Annotated in this window: 13 protein-coding genes and 1 tRNA gene; 5 read left to right on the top strand and 9 right to left on the bottom strand. The window is 40.0% G+C overall.

Translation table 11 applies throughout. The annotated features are described in order from the left end of the window. Nucleotides 1-154: 154 nt before the first annotated feature. The gene (locus VB654_RS02120) at nt 155-655 is read left to right on the top strand and encodes a phosphate-starvation-inducible PsiE family protein (protein WP_323211972.1); all 501 of its coding nucleotides are present in this window, start codon (nt 155-157) and stop codon (nt 653-655) included. Between the two features lie 24 nt (nt 656-679). Here VB654_RS02120 and VB654_RS02125 read toward each other — a convergent pair whose 3' ends face one another. From VB654_RS02125 to VB654_RS02145, 5 genes are all read right to left on the bottom strand, one after another. Next, a complete protein-coding gene (locus VB654_RS02125; RefSeq protein WP_323211973.1) occupies nt 680-2,218 on the bottom strand; it encodes a slipin family protein in 1,539 nt (512 codons plus the stop codon). 464 nt (nt 2,219-2,682) lie between these two features. Continuing rightward, nucleotides 2,683-2,753, bottom strand: a tRNA-Arg gene (locus VB654_RS02130). Nucleotides 2,754-2,912: 159 nt separating this feature from the next. Next, nucleotides 2,913-3,158, bottom strand: coding sequence for an HNH endonuclease (locus VB654_RS02135; RefSeq protein ID WP_323211726.1), 246 nt, complete (start codon nt 3,156-3,158; stop codon nt 2,913-2,915). A gap of 105 nt (nt 3,159-3,263) precedes the next feature. After that, complete coding sequence (locus VB654_RS02140) at nt 3,264-5,729, bottom strand: dynamin-like GTPase family protein (protein ID WP_323211728.1); 2,466 nt, start codon at nt 5,727-5,729, stop codon at nt 3,264-3,266. Between the two features lie 167 nt (nt 5,730-5,896). Beyond that, nucleotides 5,897-6,886, bottom strand: coding sequence for an RsmB/NOP family class I SAM-dependent RNA methyltransferase (locus VB654_RS02145; protein ID WP_323211730.1), 990 nt, complete (start codon nt 6,884-6,886; stop codon nt 5,897-5,899). Between the two features lie 121 nt (nt 6,887-7,007). Between VB654_RS02145 and VB654_RS02150 the strand changes: the two genes are divergently transcribed. Together VB654_RS02150 and VB654_RS02155 are read left to right on the top strand one after the other, a co-directional pair. After that, nucleotides 7,008-8,429, top strand: coding sequence for a DUF2157 domain-containing protein (locus VB654_RS02150; RefSeq protein WP_323211731.1), 1,422 nt, complete (start codon nt 7,008-7,010; stop codon nt 8,427-8,429). Between the two features lie 205 nt (nt 8,430-8,634). After that, complete coding sequence (locus tag VB654_RS02155; RefSeq protein WP_323211733.1) at nt 8,635-9,375, top strand: GDYXXLXY domain-containing protein; 741 nt, start codon at nt 8,635-8,637, stop codon at nt 9,373-9,375. A gap of 204 nt (nt 9,376-9,579) precedes the next feature. On the opposite strand, the gene VB654_RS02160 is transcribed toward VB654_RS02155, so the two are convergent. Further along, a complete protein-coding gene (locus tag VB654_RS02160) occupies nt 9,580-9,819 on the bottom strand; it encodes a hypothetical protein (protein ID WP_323211735.1) in 240 nt (79 codons plus the stop codon). Nucleotides 9,820-10,039: 220 nt separating this feature from the next. Between VB654_RS02160 and VB654_RS02165 the strand changes: the two genes are divergently transcribed. Both VB654_RS02165 and VB654_RS02170 read left to right on the top strand, forming a co-directional pair. Beyond that, complete coding sequence (locus tag VB654_RS02165; protein WP_323211736.1) at nt 10,040-10,291, top strand: UPF0175 family protein; 252 nt, start codon at nt 10,040-10,042, stop codon at nt 10,289-10,291. Continuing rightward, nucleotides 10,278-10,760: a DUF3368 domain-containing protein gene (locus VB654_RS02170; protein WP_323211737.1), complete on the top strand. Its 483-nt coding sequence runs from the start codon at nt 10,278-10,280 to the stop codon at nt 10,758-10,760. The genes VB654_RS02165 and VB654_RS02170 overlap by 14 nt, the downstream gene beginning before the upstream one ends. Nucleotides 10,761-10,967: 207 nt before the next feature. Here the strand turns inward: VB654_RS02170 and VB654_RS02175 are convergent, their stop codons facing one another. From VB654_RS02175 to mfd, 3 genes are all read right to left on the bottom strand, one after another. Continuing rightward, nucleotides 10,968-11,555, bottom strand: a complete 588-nt coding sequence (locus VB654_RS02175) for a hypothetical protein (RefSeq protein WP_323211738.1) — start codon at nt 11,553-11,555, stop codon at nt 10,968-10,970. Continuing rightward, complete coding sequence (locus VB654_RS02180) at nt 11,555-12,946, bottom strand: AAA family ATPase (RefSeq protein ID WP_323211739.1); 1,392 nt, start codon at nt 12,944-12,946, stop codon at nt 11,555-11,557. The genes VB654_RS02175 and VB654_RS02180 overlap by 1 nt, the downstream gene beginning before the upstream one ends. Before the next feature lie 207 nt (nt 12,947-13,153). Continuing rightward, nucleotides 13,154-16,636 carry a transcription-repair coupling factor gene (mfd, locus tag VB654_RS02185; protein ID WP_323211741.1) on the bottom strand — a complete coding sequence of 1,161 codons (3,483 nt, stop codon included), beginning with the start codon at nt 16,634-16,636 and terminating at the stop codon, nt 13,154-13,156. Nucleotides 16,637-16,697 lie beyond the last annotated feature (61 nt).

Raw genomic sequence — 16,697 nt, forward strand, 5'->3', positions numbered from 1 at the left:
CTAAATTGTGATGGATGATTATGGGCTTTGCGTCTATTATTATACTATTTTTTTAAGTTTTATAGATTCAAATAAAAAAGTTATTATTGAGAACTTTTAAAATTTTCAATTCCCTATGATGAAGGGAGAGGAATCTAAAATATCTGGAGTTACTATGCCCAAGCGGGTAATTATAGAAGTACAAAGTTGGTTTAAGCGAGAGAAAATTGTCAGTAATTTAGAGCTTTTTCAAGACTTCATTGTTATTGCTCTGTGCTTGGGATTATTTGGTGTGATGCTAATTCGATTAGCAGATATGTTTTCTTCGTTTTTGCATCCTTTAGATTTACGAGAAGTAACTTCTGATATCTTATTTATTTTGATTTTAGTGGAGTTATTTCGATTATTACTTGATTACTTACAAGAACGACGTATTTCTGTAGGTGCAGCCGTGGAAATTACGATTGTGTCGGCTTTACGAGAAGTAATTTTACGTGGTGTTTTGGAAATTCCTCGTGATCAAATTTTTGCAATTTCTGTATTTTTAGTAGTTTTAGCGGGAATTCTTGCGGCTTTACCTTGGATGTCTATTTTTTTGGAAGGGGTGAAAATTGTCACCCCGGAAACAAATCAGGAAGGGTATCACGCAGAGGCGCAGAGTCGCAGAGAGGAATAGTTGAGAATGTTTGAGGGTTTGATATTAATCACGATTCATCCGCACTAAGTCGGTCAAAATACTATCTAAACTGCCATTGACTTGGATTTTTTCAATTTTTTCAGCAATTCTTTCTAATACTTCTAACTCCTTTAAACGCAATGCTACGGGGTTATCTTCCATTACTTTGGCGGTATTTAACATACTGCGGGTAGCAGCAGTTTCTTCACGACGACGGACTACGTTAGCTTGAGCTATTTTTTCCGCTTCTACTACTTTTCCTAAAATCGTTTTAATCTCACCAGGGAGAATGATATCTTTGACTCCAACCGAATCTATTTCTATGCCATAGTCGGCGGTTTTTTGGTGAATGTAATCGAAAATACTGCTATCAATTGCCCCTTTATCTTCTAGTAAGGCATCAAGAGTTTTTTCACCTACAGCACCACGTAAAGCAAATTGTAGCTCTTTGTATAAGTAGCTAGTTAAATCCGATAAACGGTTTTTGGCTGTGAGTGGGTCGGTGATGCGGTAGCCAGCAGTTAAATTCAGGCGCAAAGGCACTTTATCTTTGGATAAAATATCTTGGCCGGATACTTCCATTGTTTGTTGGCGGAGGTCAAAAACTTCTGTGTTTATAGAACGCCCAAACACCCACCAAGCATGATTTCCAGACTGGAGTTGGGTTTGAAACTCTTGATTGATGTACAACAGTCCCACATACTGGGGGGGTATATTGGCAATATGTAAACAATTGCGGCTCAAAATTACAGCTTCAGGTAAACCCACAACTAACTCAGCTACTAAGTCAGAGGACAATTTAGCATCGGTGCTGATGTCAATGACTTCCACTTCTACATCTCGCCAAAACAGTTTGCGACTGCATGGGGGTAGGATACTAATAACTTTACCTTGATAGCGAGCGATCGCAACTTGTTGATTTTGTAATTCGACAGTTTTGCAATAAACCTCGACAAAATCAGGATGTTGTGAAATCAAGATATCTTCTAAGGGAAACTCTGGATTTGGAATCATCCGGCTGAGAGTCCGCACTGAAACATCTCTATTCATAGACCAAAAAGCGTACTCTCCTATGGCTAACGGCCGCACAAAGTTATTCTGCACGTACAGCAAACCAATTTCATATTCAAAAATTTGAAACTTTTTGATGCCATTTAAAGTATTTACCCGTAGTTGCTGTACAAAATCAGCAGGTAATTCCAAGCTTTCATCTAAGTTAAAAACATGGGATTCTACCTCAATAAAACCACGCCAAAAAGCTCTTAATTGATTAGGTGCAACACTGAGCCAATTTTGACCACAGCGTACTAAAGCCGCTTCATTAAATGCCGTTTTAACTACTAACAGATGTGGCTGTAACTCTGCACTATGATTTCGCAGCAATAATTCCAAGTTTTCAATTTGAGACTCTGGTTGATTGAGGTCATAGATTTTCACATTCCAGTGCCGACCAAAATAGTTGTAAGTACCAGGTTGCAAGATTTTATTAAAATCACTGCGATGATACAAAATCCCAATTTCGTTAGGCTTGATATAAAAAGTTTTCCACAAAGAAATTTGCATAGATAATTTGGGCAGTTTTAGCCGACGAAAAAAGTTTAATAAAAACATAGGTGAAATGAGTTATTAGGCATTAGTACCAATAACTTAATTAGCAGATATTTTTTGCTTTGTACTACAAATACTACATTAAATTTTAAAACTCTGCAAGTGTAGGTTTTTACAGTTCAGTTGCGGGCAGATGTCACATCCAAAACTGGATTAAGAAGGCTGCTACTTATTCCTAAACTACCCAAGGGTAATCTAGAAACAGACAACAACGCTCAAATCTGCCGTTCAGGTAGCCAGTTCCAGAATTCTGGATAGGGAAACCGAAGGGACAGACTCAAGTCAGGGAGAGAACATTTGCGCTGGCTTCTTTACTGCTACTACGAAACACCACAAGTGATGAGCCATAGTAAGCCTACATTACAGAGTTTTTAGGAACCTTTTCGGGTTTGTGTTTTCACCTTTTCAGGGTGGGTGGGAAAAAAGTACAGGAATCGAACCTGTAACAAATCGATTAGAAGTCGATTGCTCTACCAGTGAGCTAACTTTTAAGGTTTGTATGTAGACGTTACAGGTTACTTTGTAGTACACGCTCAATCCAGTGGTTGGCGCGCCAGTCGGGTATACAGAACCCAAACCATACCAAAGCTTGTGTATTACGCCTCGTTACTTAATGTAGCACAAAGTAAATAGGATTTTTGGGAAATGCCTAATTCTGAAAATGTCGCCGGAATCGAGGATCAAGTTTATCGGTTTTTTGCTGGTTACAAGTAAAGCAGAGGGTGTGTAAATTGCTCAGATCGTTTTGACCACCACGGGCTAAGGGGATGATATGATCAATTGTCAAGTTAGTTTCTAACTTGGTTTTACCGCAGCTTTGACATTGGTATTTGTCACGTTGAAATACATATTTCCTAACTGATGGCGGAATAGGAATCCGGGGCGTTTTATTCATTATATGGCGGAACTGATAGGCTTAGATCCCCTATTTCTTGAATAAGTCGGGGATATTCTGTTGGAAAAACAAAAGACGAGATGAATAGCTATAAGAGGGAAAATGCTATATATTCCCGACTAAACTATCAGCAATCAAAACATCTTTATTGGCAACTTCAACAACTTCTGCATCAGTTACAAGAGGTTGAATATCTTCATTACCAATTACAGGTAATAAATGATCATATAATTGCATGGATTGTAAGCAATTATTGATATGAGAAACTGCTGAATTATAAGAATCAATTTTTTGTTGAACAACACTCAATAAGCGCTGATTATTTAGAATTTTTTCCTCAGCTTCTTGTTGGAGACTTTGCTCTAAATAAGCACGTGCTTGGGGGTACTGCTGCAAAATTTCATCTGCTTGCTGTTCCGCCATTGGTAATAACTGACTTTTGAGGATTTGGTTGATAGTTTGACGGAAGGATTTGCGGATTGTTTGAGAAACTTTTGGTTCAAAATCTAACTTTAACAATTGTCTAATGGCTGGTTCAGCTTCTACTATGCTTTCGGAATCATAACCTTGGGAGGTTTGCAGCAAAGTTTGGCGAAATTGATAGATAGAAAAAGTGCCTTCATCATAAAATCTAGGACTTTCTCTCACGAAGCGATCGCATTCTATACTAGCTGCACTGACTAACGCTAAAGATACTGACTTTTCTAAAATTTTGACCTCTTGTTCAATCCCACCATCATTACCTAATAAACGATATAATTGACGATAGTATTCTGACTTGCGAATTTTATCCATTAATCGTTGAAACAAATTAGCAACTAATTGTTGCGAAGAATCTATCAAAATATCTTCTAATTGATTTGCTAAATAATAGAAAGCTTCTACTAAAATAGCTAATAAAGGTGCGGTTGCATTTCGGGGATGACTGATAGTAGAACGTCGATAAGCATCAGCAACAGAAAAAGTATCTAACAATTCATCTAAACGCCTAATCATTCGTGATTGTAACTGCCGAAAATCTGACTCAAAAGCATCACAGGAATTATTAATTAATTGGTTAACTTCTTCTGTAATGTGCTGACTAAAATCTTTACCGACTTGCTGTAGTTGCTGATTCAAGCGTTGCAACTCTTGCGCCTTCATCGCCTCAATTTCTCGCGGCTGACTATCTAAATTTCTTTGCTGATGCTGATAATATTTTTTTAATTTAATACAAATATCTTCCAAATCATCAGCCAGATTTTGAAAAAGTTGTGGACGCTTTTCTTCTACTAAATATCTAGTAATAGCTGTACGAAATTCCTCAATACCACTATCTTGAATTAATTGATTAATTAAAGGCATTCCCTGTTCAGCTAAAATCCTGACATAATTCTCATTGGGAGTTTCAAAACTGTTTACGGAAATGCGAAATTGACTAGATGACAACTTGCCAGAATTAGCACAGTAGCGGTTAAACTCATTAATAAATTGTGGGGTTTCTTCTCTCCCATTCAGACTTTTAACACTTTGAGCAAAAATCGAATCTAACCCAAATCTATTGTTGATACTTGTCTGTTTTATCTGACTGCCATAAAATCCGAGTAAACCACTGGTTTTATAAACCCGACTGGCATCACGAAACTGTCCACTAATTAAATCATCTAAACGTTGCCTTAGACCGGTATTATACCAAGTTTCGTCAATGCGGTTAAAGGTGTAGAAGATGCGATCGCGTATTCCCCCATTGTCTCGCATGGTTTCTAAAAGTTCTGTTTCTTCCTTCGTCATATCACCAGAAGCAGCAGGTTTTAAAACACACACTACAGCCGATGTATCGGGATGTTGAATTTTGGTGTAAGTTAACTGTGCATCTTTTTCCACTGGTGCATCAATTCCTGGTGTATCGATGATGATATTACCATCTTCTAAAAGTGGATGATTGCAGTAATATTCAATTCGTTTTAACACAGCGCTATTACTCCCACGCCGTGCATATCCAGCCGCTTCTTTGAGGTTAGAAAAGTTAAATTGCTCCATCGAATATGTAGCATTATTCATTGTATGAATATGTTGACGATTTGCTTCATATCCATCCAGCAGCAATATTAAAGCCTTCGCTTGTTTTGCACGTTCAGACTTACTTTCTCCACCTTCATGCTGAATAATTGTTTCACAGCCTTGATGCAAAAGATTAATTATTTCAGCTTCATTAATATTAACAGATGTTTGAAATCCCAAATGTTGACATAAAAAACTGGCTTGTTCCCGAATTTCTACTTCACTTAAAAATGTTAAAACAACCCGTTCATTATTTAATTCTGCATATTCAATTTTACATTCCGTACCTGTAGCGTGTCCTTCTGCACTATATAACAATTCCCGTTCTAAAAGTGCATTAATCAGCATCGATTTACCAGCACTAAAAGCACCTGCAAACACAATTTCAAACTTCGGAGAAATCACTTTACCAAGAGAAGTTTTTACAGGTGTAATATCTTGAGAACGTAAAGATGGTTCTTGCTGTAAAAGTTGTAATATAGATTCCACTTGCCCTGCTAAATCTTGACACTGAGTAGGCACTTCTGACATGATTAAATATCCATAAATATCTCAGCGTATTTTAAAATTAAATCTAGCTCTATACTCCAGTAATTTCACTGAAAATATTCTGATTCCTATCTTAATTTCTCTAACACTCTCTAAAAGAGTATTTATTTTGATAGATGCGCTTGAGCATATTCTGTGTATTTCCCTAGTTAATTCATGAAAAAATTCTCTGTGTTCTCTGCGTCTCTGCGGTTGGTATTCATCCAAACCCCAGACAAAGCATCCACATCTACCTCCTGTACCTTACCCACTTCAGTATTTTGAAACAGCACCGTAAACGCACCCGCGCCCAGCCTATCTTGAGGAAAAAGCCGATAACAAGGAATATTACTTAAATGAGACTGATACTGATTTAAATAATTAACTTTCACTGCTTGAAACTGAGGAAACTTTGACAAAAACCATTCACAAACCTGTTCATTTTCCTCAGCAGAGTAAGTACAAGTCATATAAGCCAGATAGCCTTGTGGTGCAACTAATTGAGCCGAATTAGCGATAATTCTTTTCTGCCGATTAGCACTTCTATTAATAGCTGTGGAATGAAAACATCCAGGTGCTTTTTCACCTTTAGCCAGTAAAGATTGCCCAGTACAAGGAGCATCTACGATAACTAAATCACTAGAGAAGGGGAACTTTTCCGCAAAAATACTAGAATCTCGATTAACTACAGTACAAGGGCTAATTTGACAGCGCTTTAAATTAGAAATTAGCATTCCTAAACGTTTGCCAATCACTTCATTACTAATCAGTAAATCAGGTTGCAAAGCTTTCCAGGCAAAAACACTCTTTCCTCCTGGGGCAGCACACATATCAAAAACTAAACGCACAGGCTGAGGAACTGTTAATAAAACTGAAGCTGCAAATACCGAAGAAAAATCTAAACAATAAAAATCACCTTGTTGATGTAGGGGATGTTTACCAGGCTTTTCTCCTATTAATAAACGGTTGACAAAATCAGGTTGCCAGCTTGTTGGTAATTCTACGGTAAAAGGCAATAATTCTGGCTGATTTTGACACCAAAGAATGCCAGGATTAAAAGGCTGAGGATTAATTAAAGCATCAATAAATTTTTCTTGTTTATCAGGGTTTTCAAACAAACGCCGCGAGAGTTTAAGTAATAAATTTGATGGTTTTTCCATTAGTGAAACTGTTACAGAAGAACAATGCTATTCAGGGTTTTGGCTGCATACTGAAAGTATAATGACTCGCCATTCTCAAGATGATTACCACGCTAAAGCTCTGCAAAGGAGATGGTCATAAATGTTAGACGATTTTCCGCAAAAATTACGCCGAGAAGCACAATTATGGCGAGATGAAGGACTCATTAGTGCTTCGCAATATGAAGACCTGGGACAACGTTATCGATTTAATAACTTAGAAGCAGCAACACGCGATCGCTTTGTGGTCATGGTGGTTTCTATAGGTAGTATCCTTTTGTGTTTAGGTATACTTACCTTTGTAGCAGCAAACTGGCAAACATGGTCACGAGAAGTCAAATTTATCTTGATGATGAGTTTGTTTATCTCCACCAGCATCACTGGTTTTTCCACATGGAATCAAGCTAAATCAAGCAACAACGAAAAGAATAGACAGCAGCAAGGCAAACGTATACTAGGAGAAGGACTACTAATCCTCAGCGCTTTTATTTTAGGCGCAAACATACTCCTAATGGCACAGATTTTCAACATTAACGGTTCTATGACGCAACTGTTTTTTGCTTGGGGATTTGGTGTTTTGGCTATGGCCTACAGTCTGTCTTTAAGTTCCTTGGGATTTATGGCAATTATCCTCATTCAAATCGGGTATTGGATGGGAAGAGGAGACTTGTCATTTTCTCCGGGCGACTTCAATTGGGTGCGTTTGTTAGTTCGACATATGCCTCTGTTATCGTGGTTACTATTTGTACCCTTAGCATATTTTTGTCGCTCGCGCTGGATTTTTGCCTTAGCAGCGTTAGTTTTTGCTGGGACTTTGCAGTTAAATCTCAATCCTCTACCACTGCTGAACTATTCTAATATGGCTCCTTGGGTGGCATCTTTTGCTTTTGCACTGCCACCTGCATTATTCTGGAGTTATGACGATTTGTTGTTCCCGACAGTTAATTACAGGTTATTTCAACCTCTGGCCCGTAACCTAGCATTGATATTTTTTAGCTTGGTGTTTTATGCCTTGTCCTTTCGTTGGCAATGGGTAGCCCCAACATTGAATTCCTTTGTGCCAACCAGCACAAATAACCTGTTCATGACTCTGCCTGTAATCGATTTAGGGGTTCTCAGTGGTTTAGCAGTATTACAATGGTTGTCGCTGCTGCGCCTGAGAAATAACCCTCCTCGCCGGGAAGTGATTTTCACTATTGCTGTTGTCACCACTTTTTTGGCTTTCATCATCATTACACCTTTTTGGCATCTCGCTATCACACGCATTGATGAATTAGGCGGTTTCATCTTCAATGTCCTTTTAGCATTTTTGGCATCAGGGCTAATCCGAGAAGGACTAAAGTTAAATAACAGAAACACCTTCTGGGGCGGTATGCTATTGTTAACGCTGCAAATTATTAGCCGTGTGCTAGAATACGACACCGACATACTTTTTCGGTCACTTGTCTTTGTTTTATGCGGTTCGGCATTAATTAGCGCTGGACTTTGGTTTGAACGTCGCCGACCCGTGGGATCTAATTCGTAATTCGTAATTCGTAATTCGTAATTCGTAATTACAGTTCTGTAAGGGTTTGAGCATTTCAAATGGGTAACTTCTTTCTGTTTACCGATAGTAGTTGGTATAATCTCTGTGTTTGAGCCTTTTTAGAGGATCTCTGCGTCAGTCCTAATTCTGGTCATTTAACCAGACACATTTGTGAAAAATAACCCTTCATTTTAGGACTACGCTCATGAGAAGTAATTCCTCTGAATCGAGTGGAAATAAATCATTTAAAACATTATCCCCAGAAGCTGAATTCTCCGAAAAGCTGACTTTTCGAGATTACCTCATTGCTACTGAACAAAAAGCGAACAAACAGCTACCTTTTTGGCGGCTATTAGTTCCCCTGTTAATCCAAACGGGAATAATTCTCGCAGTTCCTACTCAAGCAATGTATACTAACATCGCGGGTAGGGATGTCATTCTGCAAACATTGCCTCAAGACCCTCAAAATGTTGTTCAGGACTTTTCCCTACAACTGGAATACAACATATCCCGTGTGGAAAATTTAAGAAGACTTCGTGGTTGGGATGATTTACTCAGGAGAAATCAAGGAAGAAACAGACAACTTTTATCAGGAACTAACTTGTACGTGATTTTGCAAGAGCAACGAATTTCTTCTGGTCGTGGTGTTCCCAGCCCTTGGAGACCAGTACGAGTAAGTAGCAATTTGCCTGAATCTCTCCCTAGTAATCAAGTAGCTTTGAGAGGGGTGTATCAAGATAATGCTATTATCTATGGAGTAGAAACATACTACCTTCCAGAACAACAACGGCAGCAAATTAGTAACGATATCTTCCAAAGTGTCCAGCGAACTAGAAGAAATAGAGGTAGACAAATCCGACCAATTACGGTGAGAGTCAAAGTAGACCCTCAAGGTAATGCTGTACCCGTTAGTTTGTGGGTGCGGGAGCGAAATTATACTTTTTAACTTTAATGTGGGATAAATGTCCACAGCTTAGAAGCCACTGCTTCCAAGAACAGAGCAACGCCTGGGCGTTGCTCAAATATTCAGATTCTAAAACATCAATGTAATTGAAATATGCTTTTTCTAGAACCTTTCTAGAGACGTTTTATACATTTTTGCTGGGAAATTTTTGATATAAAATGGGGATGTTGCCGCACAAATTAAAAATTAATCTTCATGACGGACATTCCATGCTGCACCGGCAGCCGCACCTACTCCTGCTACTAAACCTGTACTCATGCCTTGGATAGTTTTTTGTATGGGATTTTGTTGTAGACAATCGCTCGTTACTGTCTCTGATTGTAAGCAAAGATTACTTTCTGCCCAACTGGATGTACCGCCTAGAATTACACCAGTTAGACTACAGGAAAAAACGAGCAATAACAGGCACTTGGTTTTTCTATCCATAGATGGATGCTTTAAAGGTGAGGATGAGATAAATGATCTCAACTACTCTACACCCGTTTGAATAAATTGGCTACAAATTATCAGTATCTAACAAATCACCTGCTGCGGCAAAAGATTTCTGTTTAGGGACTGCTAGTAACCTTCGCTACAACACCAGAATTTTGATATTACTTGGTATAGCATGATAGTAATAGATCAATTGTGAATCAACCTAAAGAAGATGGGACTACAGATTTCAATTTCTGATTCCATTGTGCAAGCCATTCGTTTACCTGAACAGCGTATTGAGCAGGAGTTGCTGCAAGAATTAGCGATCGCTCTCTATGCACAAGATATCCTATCATTTGGCAAAGCACGAGAACTGGCGCAAATGGATAAATATGAATTTGGGCAATTACTCGGTCGGCGTGGAGTTTTACGACACTACGGTGGTGAAGAATTAGACGATGATTTAAATTATGCTCGTAGTTAGTAACACGTCACCAATTTTGAATTTAGCTATTGTTGGTCAGCTTAATCTTTTGCATCAGCAGTTTGGTGAAATTCTGATTCCAAGTACCGTACTCCATGAGTTGAAAATTGGTGAACAGCGACCGGGATCTCAAGCAATTAGTGAAGCAATTTCGGCTGGATGGATTCGGGTTATTGAGATGAGTGATCAGCCATTGACTCAACTATTAAAGCAAACTTTGGACAAAGGAGAAGCTGAAGCGATCGCTCTTGCAATTGAACTTAAGGCAGATTGGATACTGCTAGATGAGCGTGAGGGGAGGAAAGTAGCTAAATCTCTGGGGTTGAAGGTAATAGGTATTCTGGGAGTCCTGCTACGTGCTAAACAAGCTGGTGAACTGGAATCGTTGCAACCTGTGATTGATAACCTAATAACTCAAGCCGGATTTCGGATTGCACCAGAATTGTTAGCACAAGTTCTTAAGGAGTAGGAACAATAGACAGAATCTCCTAATCAGGAAAAGGCGATCGCACTAATTATTATAAAAGGGTGTATTTTCAAGGCGATCGCTTGTTCATAACTAACAATAGGAAATTGTCTACAAACAAACAATCAGTGATGATATTGTGATAAAATAATGAGTCTTGATGTCAAGGTATAGTGTAAGGCAATTCAAAAAAGTCTTGATGCAAGATTATTATCTTTTACCTTGGACTAAATCATTAAATTGAAAAGATGATCCGCTTTTTTTTAGCATCTTTATATTTGAGGGCAAGTCGTGATTGGGGTCAATACGTGTTTGTGTCTTGCGTGTAATGTTTCTGATGCTGACAAAACGATACTCATAACCCTTGAGAAAATTTGGCAGCGCCCAAAAGGACTGACCAATTTCCCGACAATAAGCAACGAAACATTGCGCTCCTTTGAGTTGTTCATTGATGTCTGTTTGCGATCCTCCTTTCCCTGCCTTCATCTCAATACAGAGGATGATCTTCTTTTTGTTAGTATTAGCAACAATGACAAAATCCGCACGTTTGCATTCGCCACGATTTCCTTTAAAAACTGTATCCGGTGACTTAAATTTATCTGCATTGATGATTATCACATCATCATCATCGGGCATCCCCTTAATCGTTACATAGTAGTTGGCTGGTGGAGGCTCTCTGAGGATGACCTGATTTTTTCCATAGGTATCATCTTCTAAATTTTTGCCATAGGGATCATCTTCTAATGATACTGTAGCCGTTTCCTTGATCATCTCTTTGAGGATAGCAATATCAGACATTACGCCTCTCCCCAGACAATCGCTTCCTGAATCCGGTTCATCGTTTCGATGGTTTTATCAAAGCTGCGAGCTTCAATACCCAGTTCTGGATCGATGTCGGCTGGTGTAAGGGTTTGGCATTTAGTTTTTGTCTTCCTTTTACTACCCTCTAGTTTTATTGTTGCTTCTTCCGCAATATAAACTTTGATTTTTTTAGAAGCAATTAGTTCTGTTGTTCGATAACCTTCTTCTTCAGCAATTCGCTTGAGATAAGTTTTATCGTGGTTGAGCATGATCAGCGTATTCAGTTCTTTGATAATATAGTCACTATGGGTGGTAATAAAAACCTTAATACCGAGGTTCACCAGTCGGGCAAATAACCGTGCAACCCGACGCTGGTTTTCAGGGTGTAAGTTCAGTTCGGGTTCATCCACCATCAGTAAATCGCCAAGTTGAGCTTCATGTCTCAGGTAAAAGCCAATGTCTAGTAAAGAACGCACTGCACTAGAACTTTCATCCATAGAAAGCTTGACCCGTTTACCCTTCGGAACATAGTAAAGTTGATCGTTGCGGTTGACAGTGTACTCACCGCCAATAATATCAGCGAAATCTACCAGTACATCAGCATGGTTTTCGGCAATGAAACTGCTCTTTTTGACAAGGGTTTCAATTCCTCGGGTAAAATCCACATTCGTCTTGATTGGCAGGGCATAATCATCATAATCTTTAAGTAGAAGCTCCATTGGATCGATATTCTTGTCAGCCTGACCCATTTCTTCAAGCAAGCGATTGCGGGCAAAATTCAGCTCCTTGCGAAAAATGGCTGCACCAGTTCGTTCGGCACTAGCAATGAAAGGGCGAGGAAAAAGCTGAACGAAAATAATATCTTTGAAGGCATCGGCAATGATGCGCTCAAGGATGTCAATAGGGATTATTGCTTTTTCTTTTTCAACAAGTAGAGTTACAACTAATTCTGTGCTTTCTTCAGTTTTAGTAATAGAGAAAAGTGATACTTCTCCGGAGCTAATTTTACGATCAAATTTGCTGGCTAAACTAATATTTTGGCTGTCCAGGCTTATTTGAAACTCTGTTTCTTTAAATCGTTCTGCTTGTGCTGCAAAAATTTTTGGTAATTGCTGGGTATAAGCCTGACATCCTTTAGAAATAATTTGTTCGGACTGTTTAACGTATTCTTGTATATCAAGACGAATTACGCCGTTCGCCAGGAGCTGCTCGATTTTCCCGCTACTGATTGGAATAGAAAACATTCGCCGCCAAGTATACAAAAAGCCGAACAACGCATAAGTAGCATAGGTCTTACCTGTATTATTGCCGCCACAAATGATTGTCATGTCGCCCAGTGTGAATTCGGCTTGCTTTAAAGCACCAAGATTTTTGACTTTAATTTTCATTGCCGTATTCCTTTAGGAATTATCCCCTACCTTTACTCTCTAACCATGTCTTAGCCGTCAAACTCTTCACGAATTGTGGGCGGTCCTCATAAAACACCTTTCCAACTACAGCATATTCAATAAATAACAGCTACTTGGGTGATCAAAGCTTAACATTAACCTTTCAATCATATCTCCACCCAAAAATAGTTATTGCTTAACTACTATTCACACAACAACCGCCTCTGCAACAGCACCTTGCATTTTATTCATCGCATCTAGCAAACTTTGCAATTGTTGGTCAGCTTTCAACACTGCTAAACCGCGTACTGTCACTTTACCGGGAGAGTAAACAAAACGCGTTTTCAAATGTTCCGGTAAATTCGCTGCTAGTAAATTCCAAGCAGGTTCTTCCATCGGGGTTTCTAAGACAATGTGCTGCTTATTCTCCGGTTTAATGCGGCTAAATCCTAACTTTTTCGCTAACTGTTTGAGTTGCATCACGCGTAAAAGTTGATTCGCTGGAACTGGTAACGCCCCATAACGATCGCTCCACTCGGCCGTGATATATTTTAATTCTTCTAGAGACTTCGCCACCGCCACTGCACGGTAGGCACTCATTTTTTGATCCAGGTCGGGAATGTAATCGGAGGGAATAAATGCTGTGAGGTTGAGGTCAATTTGTGTATCATCAACTTTGGGTATTTCTTGTCCTCTAATTTCTCGAATCGCCTCTTCCAACATTTCCATATACAAATCAAAGCCGATAGCTTCCATTTGACCCGATTGTTCTGCACCTAGCAAGTTACCCACACCCCGGATTTCCATGTCACGCATTGCTAACTGATAGCCAGAACCGAGTTGCGTAAATTCTTGAATCGCCCGTAATCGTTGCCGTGCTGCATCTGATAAAGTTCTTTGCTGGGGATAAAATAACCAAGCGTGTGCTTGAATGCCGGCACGTCCTACACGTCCCCGTAATTGGTATAATTGCGATAAACCGAAGCGGTGAGCATCTTCAATTAAAATGGTGTTGACTCGCGGAATATCTAAACCAGATTCAATAATTGTGGTACAAACCAGAATATCTGCATCACCATTACTGAAAGTCAGCATGGTTGATTCTAACTCGCTTTCATCCATTTGACCATGAGCGATCGCAAACCTAGCCCCCGGTATCATTTCTCGTAAATTGGTTGTCAGTTCTTCAATGCCTTCCACTCGTGGAACTACATAAAATATTTGTCCTCCTCGGTCTAATTCTTGACGAATAGCACTGCGGACAATTTCCGGGGTTAATGGCGATAGGTGCGTTTTAATTGGTCTTCTGGTGGGGGGTGGTGTGGTAATTAAACTCATTTCTCGAATCCCCGATAAAGACATATATAAGGTACGGGGAATGGGAGTGGCGGAAAGTGTCAGCACATCCACTTGAGTTTTCAAGCTTTTAATTTTTTCCTTTTGATTCACCCCAAATCGTTGTTCTTCATCCACCACCAACAGTCCTAAATCTCGAAAGGTGACATTTTTACCTAAAAGTTGGTGTGTCCCGACGACTATATCTAATTCCCCGGTGGCTAATCGCTTTTGAATTGTGCGGCGTTCTTCAGCACTGCGGAAACGATTGAGTAAGCCAATGGTAACTGGATAAGGAGCAAAACGTTCTTTGATAGTGTGGTAGTGTTGCTGAGTCAGAATGGTAGTTGGTGCTAACAGTGCAACTTGTTTCCCGGCGGTGACAGCTTTAAAAATTGCCCGAATTGCTACTTCGGTTTTACCAAATCCTACATCACCACAGACTAAACGATCCATTGGGCGATCGCTTTCCATATCCCGTTTGACATCCTGCACAGCTTTTAGCTGGTCGGTGGTGGCTTGATAGGGAAAAGAATCTTCCATTTCTTCTTGCCAAGGCATATCTTGAGGATAGGTATAGCCTTCTTGCTTGGATCTGGCTGCATAAAGTTTCAGCAAATCCACCGCTAACTTTTTGATGGCTTTACGAACTCGGTTCTTCGTATTCTCCCAAGCCTTACCAGTCATTTTGTGTAATTCTGGGGCTTTATCTCCTGTGCGGCGAAATCGGGATAAAGAACCAACTTGATCGGCTGCAACTCTGAGAATCCCGTCAGCATACTGTACTACCAAATAATCACGAGTTTCATGATTAATCGTTAAACTTTCCAGCTTGACAAATTTACCGACTCCGTGACTTCTGTGAACGACATAATCACCTTGACGCAACTTATTCGGGTCTACTTGTTTAGAACTGGCTTGGCGACGTTTACGGATATATCCTGGTGTAGCTAAAGAATGCTGTCCGTAAAATTCCCGGTCTGTGACGACTACTAGCCGATATGTCGGCAAAATAAAGCCTTCGAGTTCAGCTAAACCGGAATATTTTAGGGCGACAGGTGTGTGGTTAATTTGTAATTTGTCAATTGCTTGGTAGTCGCGGGGATTGGGGATAAATTGCGCCGGACAATCGTGTTCTTGGAGGAGAGATACAGAACGAGAAGGTTGGGCAGAAATCAGCCAAATGGAGAAATTGCGATCGCGCTCTGTTCTCAGTGTTTGTGCTAGTTTATTAAATTGGTGCGGTGTCACAGGTAACGACCGACTCGCCAAATTTATGCCACTGTTTTCCTCAGAAAGTTCTGATAGATATATAGTGAGAAATTTAGTCACATCAGCCAGACATTCATCAAAACAACGGTGAATTTTCGGCAATTCTTCTCCAGTCGCTAGCGATGCACTGAGCTTGTCGAAGTGTCCCCATTGTTCCTCCGCATTTTCCACCCAGCGATCGCTATGTGCATGACACTGTTCTGGTTCATCCACAGCAACCAGAGTATTTTCACTTAAGTAATCTAAAAGTGATGCAGGTTGTTTAAAAGCCAACCCTAAAAATCTGCGACTACCTTCTAAAAGTTCCGAATTTTCAGTCTTTAACTCAGCACTATCTTTAAGTGCTTCCGAAACAATAGGCGCAAAACTAGTAGGAGTCAGGGTAATTTGGTCAACTTTGTCAAGGGCAGAACGTTGAGTTGCGGCATCAAATTCGCGGATTTTCTCGATTTCATCCCCAAACCACTCTAATCTCACCGGCATTTCTGACGAAACCGGATAGACATCGACAATATCACCGCGCCGACTCCATTGCCCTTCTGTTTCCACCAGTGGCACGCGTTCATAGCCCAAAGTCGTGATTTTCTCGCCGAAGGTATCCAAATCAAATTCCATCCCCCGCTTCACAGTCAGACAGAACGGTGTAAAAGCTGCTGGTGGAGGCAAATGGGGTTGTAACGCCCCAGCCGTGGCTACAATTGCCAAGGAACGCTGCACGGTGGGATTTTGGCTTGATTCCCCATTCCCATTAATTAAATCGGCTAGAACCTGCATCTGTCCCCAGGTCATTTCCGTTTCCGGGTCAAAGGGTTCGTAAGGAGAGGCTTCAGAAGTCGGGTAAAAATGGACTGTGTGCCACCCCATCGCCTCCAACTGTGCAAAAGCGCGTCCGGCCTCCTCCAGAGTGGGAACTACTACCAACAAATTCTTGCCAGAATTTTGCGCTAACGCCGAAGCTACTAGACCTTTAGGTAGGCGAGATATGCCATTTAACCGCAATTCTTGTTGGCGATTTAGCTTAGAAAGTAATTCATTACTCAGAGGCGATCGCGCCAAGGCACGCACAATAGAAGAAAATGCCATAAGTTTTACTACAGGAGGAAGTCGTTAAAAATAAGAAAAATTAGAGTTAGTTTATATTCAC

The sequence above is a fragment of the Nodularia sp. UHCC 0506 genome (genome assembly GCF_034931045.1).
GTDB lineage: Bacteria > Cyanobacteriota > Cyanobacteriia > Cyanobacteriales > Nostocaceae > Nodularia.

Excerpts from the sequence above, each read along its gene's own strand:
- VB654_RS02120 (WP_323211972.1), top strand. The coding sequence starts at position 155 with ATGCCCAAGCGGGTAATTATAGAAGTACAAAGTTGGTTTAAGCGAGAG.
- VB654_RS02125 (WP_323211973.1), bottom strand. The coding sequence starts at position 2,218 with ATGCAAATTTCTTTGTGGAAAACTTTTTATATCAAGCCTAACGAAATT.
- VB654_RS02135 (WP_323211726.1), bottom strand. The coding sequence starts at position 3,158 with ATGAATAAAACGCCCCGGATTCCTATTCCGCCATCAGTTAGGAAATAT.
- VB654_RS02140 (WP_323211728.1), bottom strand. The coding sequence starts at position 5,729 with ATGTCAGAAGTGCCTACTCAGTGTCAAGATTTAGCAGGGCAAGTGGAA.
- VB654_RS02145 (WP_323211730.1), bottom strand. The coding sequence starts at position 6,886 with ATGGAAAAACCATCAAATTTATTACTTAAACTCTCGCGGCGTTTGTTT.
- VB654_RS02150 (WP_323211731.1), top strand. The coding sequence starts at position 7,008 with ATGTTAGACGATTTTCCGCAAAAATTACGCCGAGAAGCACAATTATGG.
- VB654_RS02155 (WP_323211733.1), top strand. The coding sequence starts at position 8,635 with ATGAGAAGTAATTCCTCTGAATCGAGTGGAAATAAATCATTTAAAACA.
- VB654_RS02160 (WP_323211735.1), bottom strand. The coding sequence starts at position 9,819 with ATGGATAGAAAAACCAAGTGCCTGTTATTGCTCGTTTTTTCCTGTAGT.
- VB654_RS02165 (WP_323211736.1), top strand. The coding sequence starts at position 10,040 with ATGGGACTACAGATTTCAATTTCTGATTCCATTGTGCAAGCCATTCGT.
- VB654_RS02170 (WP_323211737.1), top strand. The coding sequence starts at position 10,278 with ATGCTCGTAGTTAGTAACACGTCACCAATTTTGAATTTAGCTATTGTT.
- VB654_RS02175 (WP_323211738.1), bottom strand. The coding sequence starts at position 11,555 with ATGTCTGATATTGCTATCCTCAAAGAGATGATCAAGGAAACGGCTACA.
- VB654_RS02180 (WP_323211739.1), bottom strand. The coding sequence starts at position 12,946 with ATGAAAATTAAAGTCAAAAATCTTGGTGCTTTAAAGCAAGCCGAATTC.
- mfd (WP_323211741.1), bottom strand. The coding sequence starts at position 16,636 with ATGGCATTTTCTTCTATTGTGCGTGCCTTGGCGCGATCGCCTCTGAGT.